Source organism: Anaerosacchariphilus hominis (assembly GCF_014290175.1).
GTDB lineage: Bacteria > Bacillota > Clostridia > Lachnospirales > Lachnospiraceae > Laedolimicola > Laedolimicola hominis.
Genome location: NZ_JACOOR010000004.1, coordinates 120,927 through 134,824 on the forward strand (window position 1 = coordinate 120,927; position 13,898 = coordinate 134,824).

General features: G+C 53.9%; 10 protein-coding genes. 9 read left to right on the forward strand and 1 reads right to left on the reverse strand.

What is annotated here, in order from left to right:
* Nucleotides 1-2: 2 nt before the first annotated feature.
* The 9 genes from H8S44_RS07725 to H8S44_RS07765 all read left to right on the forward strand — a co-directional run bounded on the left by H8S44_RS07725 (nucleotide 3) and on the right by H8S44_RS07765 (nucleotide 10,894).
* On the forward strand, nucleotides 3-2,078 hold the full coding sequence (locus H8S44_RS07725) for a heavy metal translocating P-type ATPase (RefSeq protein ID WP_186871969.1): 2,076 nt from the start codon (nucleotides 3-5) through the stop codon (nucleotides 2,076-2,078).
* Between the two features lie 103 nt (nucleotides 2,079-2,181).
* Complete coding sequence (gene lepA, locus H8S44_RS07730; RefSeq protein ID WP_186871970.1) at nucleotides 2,182-3,996, forward strand: translation elongation factor 4; 1,815 nt, start codon at nucleotides 2,182-2,184, stop codon at nucleotides 3,994-3,996.
* A gap of 16 nt (nucleotides 3,997-4,012) precedes the next feature.
* Entirely contained in the window at nucleotides 4,013-5,131 is a 1,119-nt protein-coding gene (gene hemW, locus H8S44_RS07735) for a radical SAM family heme chaperone HemW (RefSeq protein WP_186871971.1), read from the forward strand.
* A gap of 51 nt (nucleotides 5,132-5,182) precedes the next feature.
* Nucleotides 5,183-5,908 (forward strand): HAD family hydrolase, encoded by a 726-nt coding sequence (locus H8S44_RS07740; RefSeq protein WP_186871972.1) that lies wholly within the window; start codon nucleotides 5,183-5,185, stop codon nucleotides 5,906-5,908.
* A 13-nt stretch (nucleotides 5,909-5,921) separates the two neighbouring features.
* On the forward strand, nucleotides 5,922-6,836 hold the full coding sequence (locus H8S44_RS07745; RefSeq protein WP_186871973.1) for an AAA family ATPase: 915 nt from the start codon (nucleotides 5,922-5,924) through the stop codon (nucleotides 6,834-6,836).
* A gap of 9 nt (nucleotides 6,837-6,845) precedes the next feature.
* The gene (locus H8S44_RS07750; protein WP_186871974.1) at nucleotides 6,846-8,639 is read left to right on the forward strand and encodes a cobaltochelatase CobT-related protein; all 1,794 of its coding nucleotides are present in this window, start codon (nucleotides 6,846-6,848) and stop codon (nucleotides 8,637-8,639) included.
* A gap of 41 nt (nucleotides 8,640-8,680) precedes the next feature.
* Nucleotides 8,681-8,911 (forward strand): hypothetical protein, encoded by a 231-nt coding sequence (locus H8S44_RS07755; protein ID WP_186871975.1) that lies wholly within the window; start codon nucleotides 8,681-8,683, stop codon nucleotides 8,909-8,911.
* A 16-nt stretch (nucleotides 8,912-8,927) separates the two neighbouring features.
* Nucleotides 8,928-9,461, forward strand: a complete 534-nt coding sequence (locus tag H8S44_RS07760; RefSeq protein WP_186871976.1) for a phosphatase PAP2 family protein — start codon at nucleotides 8,928-8,930, stop codon at nucleotides 9,459-9,461.
* Between the two features lie 92 nt (nucleotides 9,462-9,553).
* Entirely contained in the window at nucleotides 9,554-10,894 is a 1,341-nt protein-coding gene (locus H8S44_RS07765) for an MATE family efflux transporter (protein WP_186871977.1), read from the forward strand.
* Nucleotides 10,895-10,974: 80 nt separating this feature from the next.
* On the opposite strand, the gene clpB is transcribed toward H8S44_RS07765, so the two are convergent.
* Nucleotides 10,975-13,557 carry an ATP-dependent chaperone ClpB gene (gene clpB / locus H8S44_RS07770; protein WP_186871978.1) on the reverse strand — a complete coding sequence of 861 codons (2,583 nt, stop codon included), beginning with the start codon at nucleotides 13,555-13,557 and terminating at the stop codon, nucleotides 10,975-10,977.
* Nucleotides 13,558-13,898 lie beyond the last annotated feature (341 nt).

A 13,898-nucleotide genomic window follows, 5' to 3' on the forward strand; every position in this document is an offset into this window, starting at 1 on the left:
GCATGAAGTTTGTAATTAAGCACGATATCCGGGGCAGAATCCGTGTACAGGCCCTGAACGGCCGCATGAGTATCGAGCAGGCAGACACCCTTCAGTATTATCTGGATACGAGAGACTGTGTGACCGCCGCAAAGGTACAGAGAAAGACACAGAGTATCGTGGTGTGCTATACGGGAAAGCGGGAGCAGGTGATCTCGCTTCTTCAGAACTTTCATTATGAAGATGTGAACGTTCCCCAGGCTGTGTTCCAGAGCTCTGGCAGAGCCCTGAACGAGGAGTACTGGGAGAAGCTGGTCAATAAGGTCATATTAAGAGCGGGAAGTAAAATGTTCCTGCCCTACCCCATCCGTGCCGGTATCGCCTTCGCCAAGTCCTGGAAATATATCTGGAAGGGCGTGAAGGCCCTGGCCCATGGCAGGGTGGAAGTTCCGGTATTGGATGCCACTGCCATCGGCGTGTCCGTATTCCGTGGAGACTTCGATACCGCAGGTTCTGTCATGTTCCTGCTTGGCATCGGCGAGATCCTGGAGGAGTGGACCCATAAGAAGTCTGTGGGCGATCTGGCCCGCAGCATGTCCCTGAATATCGAAAAGGTATGGCTTTTAAGTGATGGCCAGGAGGTTCTGGTGGATTCTGCTTCCATTCAGGAAAAAGATCTGGTTGTCATCCACATGGGAAATGTGGTACCATTTGATGGAACGGTGGAAGCAGGTGAGGGTATGGTAAATCAGTCCTCCCTGACCGGTGAATCTGTTCCTGTGGCCAAGGCACCGGGAGCGTCGGTCTACGCCGGAACCGTTCTGGAGGAAGGCGAGCTGACCATTCGCGTGAAGGTGGGCAATGGCGCAAGCAAGTATGACCGCATTGCGGCCATGATCGAGGAGTCCGAGAAGCTGAAGTCATCCGTGGAGGGTAAGGCAGAGCATCTGGCTGATAAGCTGGTTCCTTACACCCTGGCGGGGGCAGCGGCCACCTGGTTCTTCACAAGAAATGTGACCAAGACCCTGGCTGTGCTGATGGTAGATTTCTCCTGTGCCCTGAAGCTTGCGATCCCTATTTCCGTGCTGTCGGCCATCCGTGAGGCGGGAGCAGAGCATGTGACGGTAAAGGGCGGCAAGTATCTGGAGGCTGTGGCTGAGGCGGATACCATCGTCTTTGATAAGACGGGTACATTGACCAAGGCCTGCCCGACCGTGGCAGAGGTGGTTCCCTTTAACGGAGAGAGCCCAGATGAGCTTCTTCGTCTGGCAGCCTGTCTGGAGGAGCACTTCCCCCACTCTATGGCAAAAGCAGTTGTGGACGCCGCCAAGGCGCGCAACCTGAACCATGAGGAAAAGCATTCCAAAGTAGAGTATATTGTGGCGCACGGCATTTCTACCACCGTAGAGGGCAGGAAGGCGATCATCGGAAGCTATCATTTCGTATTTGACGATGAGAAATGTGTTCTTCCGGCCGGAACTGAGGCGAAGTTTGAAGCGCTTCCGGCGGAGTATTCCCACCTTTATCTTGCGGTAGAAGGCGTTCTGGCAGCCGTTATCTGCATCGAGGATCCCATTCGTCCCGAGGCACCGGCAGTTATCCGGGCTCTGAAGGACGCAGGTATCTCCAAGGTGGTCATGATGACCGGAGACAGCGGGCGGACCGCCGGAGCCGTAGCGGCTAAGGTGGGCGTGGACGCGTTCTTCGCAGAGGTTCTGCCTGAGGACAAGGCGCGATTTGTAGAGGAAGAGAAGGCAAAGGGACGCAAGGTCATGATGATCGGCGATGGCATCAATGATTCCCCGGCACTGTCTGCGGCAGACGTAGGTATCGCCATCAGCGACGGCGCGGAGATCGCCCGGGAAATCGCGGACGTGACCGTGGGCGCCGAGGATCTGTGGCAGCTGGTAGCCTTAAAGCACATCGGCAACGGCCTGATGAAACGGATTCATAAGAATTACTGCAGCATCGTAGGTTTTAACACCGGCCTCATCGCCCTGGGCGTAGCCGGCATCCTGCAGCCTACCACCTCCGCACTGCTTCACAATACATCCACACTTGTGATAAGCTTAAACAGCATGAAGCCCTTATGCAAATAGGGTATGCTGATAATAGACCGAAAAGCGGGCGTTTTTACGCACCCGCTTTTTGGCGTTTTGTGAATTAGAGAAAACTAACCAAAGCAAACGGAGGAATTTTTGAATGACAACATTTGACCAGAGCAAAATCCGCAACTTCTGTATCATTGCTCATATTGACCACGGCAAATCCACCCTGGCGGACCGCATCATCGAGATGACCGGTCTTCTGACCAGCCGGGAGATGCAGGCTCAGGTGCTGGACAATATGGATCTGGAGCGGGAGCGAGGCATCACCATCAAAGCCCAGACCGTCCGGACCGTATACAAGGCTGAGAACGGTGAAGAATACATTTTCAACCTGATTGACACCCCGGGTCATGTGGACTTCAACTACGAGGTATCCCGAAGCCTGGCGGCCTGTGACGGCGCTATCCTGGTGGTGGACGCGGCCCAGGGCATCGAGGCTCAGACTCTGGCAAATGTATATCTGGCGCTTGATCATGACCTGGACGTAATTCCGGTCATCAATAAGATCGATCTGCCCAGCGCCGAGCCCCAGCGTGTCATCGATGAGATCGAGGATGTCATCGGTCTGGAGGCCCAGGACGCGCCCCAGATATCCGCTAAGACAGGACTCAATGTGGAACAGGTGCTGGAAGCCATTGTCCATAAGATTCCGGCTCCCACCGGCGATCCGAACGCACCCTTAAAGGCTCTGATTTTCGATTCGGTATATGATTCCTATAAAGGCGTTATCATTTTCTGCCGTGTCAAAGAAGGTACGGTAAAGAAGGGAACCACGATCCGGATGATGGCCACCGGAGCCGAAGAAGAGGTCGTGGAGGTCGGCTACTTTGGCGCAGGCCAGTTTATTCCCTGCGACGAGCTTTCCGCGGGCATGGTAGGCTATATCACCGCCAGCATTAAAAATGTGCGGGATACCCGGGTGGGCGACACGATTACCGATCGTGACAATCCCTGTGACGCGCCGCTGCCGGGATATAAGAAGGTTCTGCCTATGGTATACTGCGGTCTTTATCCGGCGGACGGAGCCAAGTATCCGGATCTCCGGGATGCCCTGGAGAAGCTGCAGCTGAATGATGCTTCCCTTCAGTTCGAGCCTGAGACCTCCATCGCGCTGGGCTTTGGTTTCCGCTGTGGCTTTTTAGGTCTTTTACATCTGGAAATCATCCAGGAGCGGCTGGAGCGGGAATACAATCTCGATCTGGTGACTACGGCTCCGGGCGTTATCTATAAGGTCTATAAGACCAACGGCGAGGTCATCGATCTGACGAATCCGTCCAACCTGCCGGATCCGTCGGAGATCGAACATATGGAGGAGCCCTTCGTCAGCGCTGAGATCATGGTGACCACAGAATTTATTGGCTCCATCATGGAGCTCTGCCAGGAGCGCCGCGGTATCTACCTTGGCATGGAATATATGGAGGAGACCCGTGCCCTTCTGAAGTATGAGCTTCCGCTGAACGAGATCATTTACGACTTCTTCGACGCCCTGAAATCCCGCTCCAGAGGCTACGCATCCTTCGACTATGAGATGAAGGGCTATGTACAGGCCGATCTGGTGAAGCTGGATATCCTGATCAATAAGGAAGAGGTGGACGCTCTTTCATTTATCGTCCACAGCAGCACTGCCTACGAGCGGGGCCGGAAGATGTGTGAGAAGCTCAAGGACGAGATTCCGCGGCACCTCTTTGAGATCCCTATTCAGGCGGCCGTAGGCGGCAAGGTCATCGCCCGTGAGACTGTCCGGGCCATGCGAAAAGACGTACTGGCCAAGTGCTACGGCGGCGATATCAGCCGAAAAAAGAAGCTTCTGGAGAAGCAGAAGGAAGGAAAGAAGCGGATGCGCCAGGTGGGCAACGTGGAGATCCCCCAGAAGGCTTTCATGAGCGTGCTGAAGCTGGATGACAAATAAAACGGGAAGACTTGGCATGAAGAAAAAGCTTGGTATCTATATACACATTCCTTTCTGTGTGCGAAAATGCGCTTACTGTGATTTCCTTTCCGCTCCGGCGGGGGAAGAGACCAGGCAGCGTTACGTGGAGCGGCTGCTGGAGGAGATCCGCGGAGCCGGGAACCTTTCCAGCACCCACCGGACAGCCACAGTCTTTCTGGGAGGCGGAACGCCCTCTCTGCTGACCGGAGCCCAGATGGACTCCATACTGGAGACTGTGGATCAGGTATTCGGAATCCCGGCAGAGGCGGAAGTAACCGCGGAATCGAATCCGGGAACCCTGACGGAAGAAAAGCTCCGGGCTTACAGGCAGGCCGGGATCAACCGGCTGAGTATGGGGCTTCAGTCTGCGGATAACCGGGAGCTTCAGGCACTGGGACGGATTCATACCTGGGAGCAGTTCCAGGAGAATTATGAACTGGTGCGAAAGACAGGATTTTCCAATGTGAACATCGATCTTATGTCCGCTCTGCCCGGGCAGACCCGGGAGGGCTGGCTATCCACCCTGAAGAAGGTGACAGCGCTGGAGCCGGAGCATATTTCTGCCTACAGTCTGATCATCGAGGAGGGTACGCCCTTTTATGAAAAATACCGGGTGGACGGTCCCTGTGAGAAGGAGCTTCCGGGAGAGGAGCTGGACCGGATCATGTACGAGGACACGAAAGCCTATTTGCATAAAAAGGGTTACGAGCGCTACGAGATCTCCAATTACGCAAAGGCAGGTTACGAATGCCGCCACAATCTGTCCTACTGGGAGCGGACGGATTATAAAGGCTTCGGCATCGGCGCAGCATCCCTGGTGGACGGAGTGCGCTATCAGAATGCTACGGTTCTGGAGTCCTATCTGAAGGGAACTTTCCGGTATGAGAGTGTGGAGCCATTAAATGAGCAGGAGATTCTGGAGGAGACCATGTTTCTGGGTCTGCGGAAGATGGAAGGTGTCCGGCTTACGGACAGGATCCGAAGCAACTACGGAGATGTCATCCGGGAACTTACGGAGGAAAGACTGCTGGAGCAAAGGGGAGAGCGAATCTGCCTGACCGATCGGGGCATTGATGTGAGTAATTACGCGCTGGCGAAGTTCCTGCTGGATTGAACGCCAAGGCAGAACAGAAGAAATAAAAGATTGTGAGGAAAAGGGAAGCAGATGATAAAAGAAGTAATCTTTGATATTGACGATACCTTATACGATTATGAGGTGGGAGACGAGGCAGGAATGGAACGTACCGCGGTTTATGCGGAGGCAGAGCTTCAGATGTCCCGGGAGGAATTCCTGGCCCTTCATGAGAAGCTCCGTCTGGAGACAAATAAGCGGCTTGGTATGGACAACGCGGTCATCCACAGCCGGAGTATCCGTCTTCAGAACATGCTGGAGCTCATGGAAAAGCCCATTTTTCCTCATCTTCGGAAGATGTACGATTTGTATTGGCAGGCATTTTTTGAGGTCTGTAAGCCGGAGCCGGGCTGTATGGAGCTGATGGAGAAACTGAAAAAGAGGGGCATCACCATCGGCATCGGCACGGATATGACGGCCCGGATGCAGTATGAGAAGCTGGAAAAGCTGGGATACGCGCCCTATATCAACCACATGGTGACCAGCCAGGAGGCGGGCTACGAGAAGCCCCATCGCCTGTTCATGGAGCGCTGCATCCAGAAAGCAGGGTGCAGACCGGAGGAATGTATCTTCGTGGGAGATAATATCCGGAAGGATGTGCTGGGTGCGGCCAATGCGGGCATGTATGCGGTCTGGTATAACGCAAAATGTAAAGAGCGTCCGGCGGACGTGGACCTGAAGCCGGAGCAGTATCATGAGATCCGCAGCTATCAGGAGTTCCTGCCCTGGATGGACGGCCTGGCGGGCGGAGAGGAGTAACAGAGGAGCTATGATGAACGAGTTGAGAATTCTGGAGGATCAGCAGGTGAATCCCCTTTTGATCCGTGAGGTGGAGAAGTTCCGGGAGCAGTATCCCGTGCAGGAAGTGGTGAAAAACCGGGTGGCGGAGCCTCCGGTGCCCTTTTACGGAAAAGAGATTCTGGAGATGGCCATTGCGGCCCTGCTTCAGGGGGAGAATGTCCTTCTTTCCGGATCAAAGGCCACGGGAAAGAATATTCTGGCGGAGAATCTGGCCTGGATCTTCGGGCGTCCTTCCTACAATATTTCCTTTAATGTGAATACGGACAGCAGTTCCCTCATCGGAACGGACACCTTTGCGGACAATGAGGTACGGCTTCGGAAGGGACCTGTATACCAGTGCGCGGAACAGGGCGGTTTTGGTATTTTCGATGAGATCAATATGGCGAAAAATGACGCGGTATCGGTGCTTCATGCTACCCTGGACTATCGACGTCTCATCGATGTACCCGGCTACGATAAGATTGAGCTGCATCCGGCCACACGCTTTATCGGAACCATGAACTACGGCTATGCGGGCACCCGGGAGCTGAACGAGGCGCTGGTGTCCCGTTTCCTGGTCATCGACATGCCGGCGCTGACAGAGGAGACTCTGATGCAGATTCTCCGGGCCAACTTCCCGGAGGCAAAGGAGACAGGCCTCCAGGCCTTTGCGGGACTGTTTCTCGATCTGCAGACCAAGGCCCAAAACAGCGAGATTTCTACGAAGCCCATGGATCTGCGCGGTATGATCGGAGCCATTAAGACCATCCGCTCCGGTCTGACGCCCCGGAGCGCTATTACCATGGGAATCACCAATAAAAGCTTTGATATTTTCGAGAAGGAGATTATCAGCGACATCGTCATGACCCGGATTCCGGAGGAATGGACCGGCAGTGAAGTGTTTTAGTGAGGCGGCATGAAAGAGCAGGAGAAACAGGAACAGGATTATTTTGACGAAAATCAGTATGAGATCGAGAACCGCATTCGGAACCTGTACTGGACAGTCAGCGGAAATTACGGCGATAACATCAAACTGGATACGGTATCCTTTGCCAGATCTCCCTGGGTATCCCTCTACGACGCAGTGAAACAGGGAGCCTTTTCCCGGTACTTTGACCGGAACACCTTCGGCCTCTATCTGGTGAAGAAGCTTTATTATGGGGCAGACGAGCAGGCCCTGACCAATGTGGCCCAGCTGGCGGTGGACAGCGCGGTTTACCGGAAGGTGAGCCGGGAGCGCAAAGGTGTTCTGGAGATCCGGAAAAAAGCCTTTTCCGATCTGCTGGATTATGACTTCACCAGACTGGCGTCTTACTATCTGGGACAGATCAAGATCTGCATGATGCAGCAGGCGGTTCAGGGGAAGGCAGGCGTGGAGCAGGCCAGGATGCAGAAGGCCCTGGATACCCTGGCAGGTCTGGAGGAGACTTACGATACAGGAGAGATCATCCGGGCGACTGACGAACTGTATAACTGGATCGTGGATCCTTATTTTGAAAAAAATCACGGGAGCCTGGAAAAGGTTCTTGCGGTGACCATGGAGGAATTAAAGGAGTTCAGCTGGAAGGATTATCTGGAGGAAGAGGCCGGGCAGGAGGAGCTGACCCAGGTGCTGAATCAGGTGAACCAGGCGGTGACCCAGACCGGGGAAGTGCCCGATGAGAAGGAAGAAAAGCGGGAATCCCGGATGAAGCGGGTGCTGGTGGATGAGGAAGCGGCCGCAAAGATGTATTCCTATATCGAGCTGAATTATGGCCGCTCCTATCTGAACCCGGGAGAGCAGGCCCGGTTGAACCGGAGCCTTTGCCGGGGCGCCCATGCGGACTGCAGCCTCTATTTTACTGACGGCATCCTTTCCAATATGGTACGGAGAAACTATCAGTCCGAGTACGCCAGAAGATCTAAAAGCGAGAATCTGCGGGTCTACGGCCATTATACCCGGGTGGCCAGACGGAATATCGATCAGCTGTCGGATACTCTGCGAAGGGCCCTGGTGGCCCGGAGCGAGCGGGAGACGGTGCGCTCGGAATACGGAATCATCGTGCCCTTCCGTCTTTGGAAGCTGGGCCGGACCCGGGATAAGAAGCTCTTCGAGCGGACGCTGAAAAAGGACAGCTCCGAGTTCGTGGTGCATGTGCTCATCGACGCCAGCGGATCCCAACGGAGCCGACAGAGTCTGGTGGCCCTCCAGGGCTATATCATCAGCGAGGCCCTGAGTAATGTGCAGATTCCCCATCGGGTCATGGGCTTTTGTACCTTCTGGGATTATACAGTCATGCAGCGCTACCGGGATTACGACGACCCGAAGGAGGCCAATAAGCGGATTTTTGAGTTTCACGCCTCCTCCAATAACCGGGACGGACTGGCCATCCGGGCGGCGGCAGCCAGCCTTCGGGAGCGGCCCGAGGAAAATAAGGTTCTTATCGTCCTGAGCGACGGCCGTCCCAACGATATCATTGTGAATCGGCCAAACAGCAAAAATCCCATGCCTTACGCGGGGGATTACGCGGTGCGGGATACGGCTTCGGAGGTGCGGAAGGTCCGGGCGGAGGGCATCTCGGTGCTGGGTGTATTTGCCGGGGAGGAAGAGGATCTGCAGGCAGAGCGACGGATCTTCGGCCGGGATTTTGCCTATATCCGGAATATTATGAATTTTTCCGGCGTGGTGGGACGATACCTGAAGCGCCAGCTGGATGACACAGCAGAGTAGGGAGAAAGAAGAAATAGAGTCAGAGAAGGAGAGATTTTGCCATGAAGGAATATGAGGTAGTACATGAGATTTTTAACGAGTGCGCCAACAATCAGATGCGGGATGTGTTTATCGAGGAGGTTCCCATCCCGGATCTGGAGAGCTATGTGCGGAAGCGCCACGGGAAGGATCGGGACTTTACCTTTGAACGGGAAGACCTGGCGGACGGAACTGTCATTTATCATGTGAATACCTCAGGGCTTTTACAGCGATACACCTTTACGGAGATCTGAAGGGCGGAGAAAAGAAATGGAATGGTTTTTTGAATGGGAATACCGATTTATGATGTTTTTGCAGAACAGTATCCGGGGACCGCTCCAGAATAAGATCATGTGGTTCGTGACCTCCCTGGAAAACGCGGGGTTTCTGTCCATCGCGGCCTGTCTGGCCCTGCTTTTTCAGCCCAGATGGCGGCGGGTAGGCCAGGCGGCCACGCTGTCCATGATTCTGGAGTTCCTGGTGGTGAATCTGGTGCTGAAAAACTGGATCGCCCGGGTGCGGCCCTACCATCTTCTGGAGGATCTGATCCTGCTGGCCAAGGAGCCCATGGATTACTCCTTTCCTTCAGGACACACGGGCGCGGCCTTTGCGGTGGCTTCAGTTATGTTCCTGGGTATGCCCCACAGCATCGGGATTCTGGCCCTTCTGGTGGCATCCCTTATCGGTTTTTCCCGGATCTATCTGGGGGTACACTTTCCAACGGATGTGCTGGGTGGCCTGGTGGTGGGATGTCTCACCGGTTTTGTGGCCTGGAAGCTTACCGGACGGCAGTGGTTTCGATGATACGGTAGAGTTTATAATAGGGAAAAAGAAACGGATTCCGGGCAGGGGCGAAAAGCTCCTGCCCGGAACTTGGTATGTGTGAGAGGTGTAAGATGGAAAGGGTAAAAGCAAGAGACTTTAATTCAGGCGGCGTGATGAGCAATATTTTATATTTTTCCCTGCCCTACCTGCTGTCCTATTTTCTGCAGACCCTATATGGCATGGCGGATCTTTTTATCATCGGCCAGTTTGACGGTACGGAGGCCACCACAGCGGTATCCCTGGGAAGCCAGGTTATGCACATGCTGACGGTGATTCTGGTGGGACTGGCCATGGGAACCACGGTCAGCATCGGCCAGGCGGTGGGAGCCCGGGATCAGAAACGGGCCTCCGAGTCCATCGGGAATACAGTGGTTCTCTTCCTGGGAATCTCCCTGTCCCTGACGATACTTCTGACGGCACTTGTGCGGCCCATTGTAAGTCTGATTTCCACGCCGGAAGAGGCAGTGGAGGGAACCATCCGGTATCTGACCATCTGCTTTCTGGGGATCCCCTTCATCACTGCCTATAATGTGATCAGTTCTATTTTTCGTGGATTGGGGGATTCTAAAAGTCCCATGTACTTTATCGCAGTGGCCTGTAGCGTGAATATCGCTCTGGACTATCTTTTTATGGGAGCCTTTCACCTGGGACCGGCCGGTGCGGCCCTGGGAACTACCCTGTCCCAGACAGTCAGCGTGGTGATCGCCCTGGTGGCCATCTGCAGGCGGGATACGGGGCTTTCCCTTGGAAAGGCTGACCTTCGGCCTGAGAAAGGAACCATGGAGCAGCTCCTCCGTATCGGACTTCCGGTGGCTCTGCAGGACGGTCTGATTCAGGTGTCCTTTATCCTGATTACGATTATCGCAAACCGCCGGGGGCTGACCGACGCGGCGGCTGTCGGCATCGTGGAAAAGATCATCAGCTTCGTGTTCCTGGTTCCCTCATCCATGCTCTCCACCGTATCAGCCCTCTGCGCCCAGAACATCGGCGCGGGACAGGAGGAGCGGGCCCGAAAAACCCTGCGTTACGCCATCTGTATGGCTACGGGCTTCGGCCTTTTTATGGCGGTACTGGTGCAGTTTATCGCGAATCCGGTGGTGGGTCTGTTCTCGAAAGACATTGCCGTGATGATTCAGGGAGGCTGGTATTTCCGGGGCTATATCTTTGACTGTATGTTTGCGGGAATTCACTTCAGCTTCAGCGGTTATTTCTGCGCCTGCGGCAGATCAGAGTTGTCCTTTTTACATAATATTGTGTCCATCATACTGGTGCGGATTCCGGGGGCTTACTTTATGTCGAAGCTGTTCCCCACGAGCCTCCTTCCCATGGGACTGGCCACGGCGGCAGGCTCGCTGCTGTCCGTGATCATCTGTGTGCTGGCCTATGGCTGGCTGAGAAGACAGCGGTCGTAAAGATGGATACAGATATTGGTAACAAGAAAAAACTCGCAGTGACCAAAAAGGTCATCCGCGAGTTTTTTTTTATTCCAAATTTATTTTACTCTTGCAGTCAGGCCGTCGCCCTCCACATCCATCACAATGGTCGCTCCGGTGGAGATCTCGCCACCTAAGATCAGCTTCGCGGCCAGGGTTTCCACGTGCTTCTGCATGTAACGCTTCAGCGGACGGGCGCCATAAACCGGATCGAAGCCGTGGTCTGCGATGAAGGCCTTGGCAGCATCAGTCAGCTCCAGGGAAAGCTCCCGGTCAGCCAGACGCTCATTCAGTTCCTTCAGCAGCAGGTCGATGATCCGCGTGATGTTGCTCTTGGTCAGCGGTTTGAAGAGAATGGTCTCATCCAGTCGGTTCAGGAACTCCGGACGGAAATGAGCACGCAGGTCGTTCATAACCAGAGTCTGAGCTTCCGGCTTGATGTTGCCGTTTTCGTCGATGCCGTCCAGCAGATAGGAGGAACCGATATTCGAGGTCATAATCAGAATCGTGTTCTTAAAGTCCACGGTCCGTCCCTGGGAATCGGTGATACGTCCGTCATCCAACACCTGTAAGAGCACATTGAATACGTCCGGATGGGCCTTTTCAATCTCATCAAACAGGACAACGGAGTAGGGTTTTCTTCGCACGGCCTCCGTCAGCTGACCGCCTTCCTCGTAGCCTACATATCCGGGAGGAGCTCCGATGAGACGGGACACAGAATACTTCTCCATGTACTCACTCATATCGATACGCACCATATTGGATTCATCATCAAAGAGGCTGGCAGCCAGCGCCTTGGCAAGCTCCGTCTTACCTACACCGGTGGGTCCCAGGAACAGGAACGAACCAATGGGCTTCGTCGGATCCTTGATACCGGCCTTAGAACGGATAATCGCTTCGGATACCAGTGTGACCGCCTCGTCCTGGCCGATGACACGCTTGTGCAGCTCGTCGTCCAGATGCAGGGTCTTATTCCTCTCGCTCTCGGTCAGCTTGGCTACCGGAATACCGGTCCAGCGGGAAACGATACGGGAGATTTCGTCCTCCGTTACGGATTCGTGAACCAGTGACAGATCCTTTTTGCTGATCTTTTCTTCTTCCTCGGAAAGCTCCTTTTGCAGGGCAGGCAGCTTGCCGTACTGTAATTCGGCGGCCTTATTCAGGTCATAATTCTGCTGCGCTGTCTGAATCTGCTTATTGATATCCTCGATTTCCTCACGGAGCTTCTGCAGACGCTCTACGGAATTTTTCTCATTGTCCCACTGGGCCTTCTGGCTGTTGAACTGATCACGCAGCTCCGCAAGCTCCTTCTGTAAGTGCTCCAGGCGCTCCTGGCTTAAGTGGTCGGTCTCCTTTTTCAGGGCTGCCTCCTCGATCTCCAGCTGCATAATCTTACGCCGCAGCTCGTCAAGCTCGGTCGGCATAGAATCAAGCTCCGTCTTAATCAGAGCGCAGGCTTCGTCCACCAGGTCGATGGCCTTATCCGGCAGGAAACGGTCGGAGATATAACGGTTGGAGAGGGTAGCGGCTGCCACCAGAGCGGCGTCGGTAATCTTCACACCATGGAATACCTCGTAGCGCTCCTTTAAGCCACGCAGAATGGAAATGGTATCCTCTACGGTGGGCTCATCTACCATAACCGGCTGGAAACGACGCTCCAGAGCCGGATCCTTTTCAATGTACTGACGGTATTCATCTAGGGTGGTAGCGCCGATACAGTGGAGCTCGCCTCTGGCCAGCATGGGTTTGAGCATATTGCCGGCGTCCATGGCTCCATCTGTCTTGCCTGCGCCCACAATCAGGTGCAGCTCATCGATAAAGAGGATGATCTTGCCTTCGCTTTTTCTGACTTCCTCCAGAACGGCTTTCAGACGTTCCTCAAACTCGCCGCGGTACTTGGCGCCGGCCACCAGTGCGCCCATATCCAGGGAAAATACCTTCTTGTCTTTCAGACCCTCCGGTACATCGCCCCGCACGATACGCTGTGCCAGGCCTTCCACAACGGCGGTCTTGCCGACACCGGGTTCACCGATGAGCACCGGGTTATTCTTGGTCTTACGGGACAGGATACGGATCACATTCCGGATCTCCGCGTCACGTCCGATGACCGGATCCAGCTTCTGATCCCGGGCTTTTTCCACCAGGTCAGAACCATATTTGCTTAAGGTGTCATAGGTAGCTTCCGGATTATCACTGGTCACCCGCTGGTTACCCCGCACGGAGGACAGCGCCTGCAGGAAACGATCCTTGGTAATGCCGTACTCCCGGAACAGCTCCTTCATGGAAGGGCTGGGATCATTTAACATGGCCAGAAACAGGTGCTCTACGGAGACATACTCGTCGCCCATCTGCTTTGCCACATCCTCGGCGCTGATCAGTACCTTATTCAAATACTGTCCCACGTAGGGCTGTCCGCCGGAGACCTTGACTCTCTTATTTAAGGCCTGTTCCACACCATTCAGAAACAGATTCTGGTCAATGCCCATCTTAGCGACAAGCTTCAGAATCAGACTGTCCTCCTGCCGGAGCAGACTCATCAGAAGATGTTCCTGTTCAATCTCCTGATTGCCATATTCATAAGCCAGCTTTTCCAGGTCGTTTACAGCTTGAATGGATTTTTGTGTAAATTTGCTGATGTTCATAAAATCTGACTCCCCTTTCTCTATTCTAATAGGTAAAAGTATTGTTTCCAAAAGTTTTTAAATACAAAAAAGAAAGTCCCGGCATCAAATACATTTCCATATCTGATACAGGGCCTTTTTCTTTTTCTGCATATATGTATACCACTTTGAAAATGAAAAATCAAGAGGTTTTTGAAAAATAATTCATAAAAAAAGCATAAAGTGTCAGACTACTTATACTTATTATAGGAAGACTAAAAAGTACGGAGGACTGCTTTGTGTATGGCAATGGGAACAAAACTGATTTTCCTACTCCTCGCAGGCGGCTTATGCGCGCCCGATCGCCAAACTCGGCCCTTAAA

What these genes read in the sequence shown, in the direction of transcription:
- H8S44_RS07745 (WP_186871973.1), top strand. Translation starts at nt 5,922, where the DNA reads ATGAACGAGTTGAGAATTCTGGAGGATCAGCAGGTGAATCCCCTTTTG.
- lepA (WP_186871970.1), top strand. Translation starts at nt 2,182, where the DNA reads ATGACAACATTTGACCAGAGCAAAATCCGCAACTTCTGTATCATTGCT.
- H8S44_RS07740 (WP_186871972.1), top strand. Translation starts at nt 5,183, where the DNA reads ATGATAAAAGAAGTAATCTTTGATATTGACGATACCTTATACGATTAT.
- H8S44_RS07755 (WP_186871975.1), top strand. Translation starts at nt 8,681, where the DNA reads ATGAAGGAATATGAGGTAGTACATGAGATTTTTAACGAGTGCGCCAAC.
- clpB (WP_186871978.1), bottom strand. Translation starts at nt 13,557, where the DNA reads ATGAACATCAGCAAATTTACACAAAAATCCATTCAAGCTGTAAACGAC.
- H8S44_RS07750 (WP_186871974.1), top strand. Translation starts at nt 6,846, where the DNA reads ATGAAAGAGCAGGAGAAACAGGAACAGGATTATTTTGACGAAAATCAG.
- hemW (WP_186871971.1), top strand. Translation starts at nt 4,013, where the DNA reads ATGAAGAAAAAGCTTGGTATCTATATACACATTCCTTTCTGTGTGCGA.
- H8S44_RS07725 (WP_186871969.1), top strand. Translation starts at nt 3, where the DNA reads ATGAAGTTTGTAATTAAGCACGATATCCGGGGCAGAATCCGTGTACAG.
- H8S44_RS07765 (WP_186871977.1), top strand. Translation starts at nt 9,554, where the DNA reads ATGGAAAGGGTAAAAGCAAGAGACTTTAATTCAGGCGGCGTGATGAGC.
- H8S44_RS07760 (WP_186871976.1), top strand. Translation starts at nt 8,928, where the DNA reads ATGGAATGGTTTTTTGAATGGGAATACCGATTTATGATGTTTTTGCAG.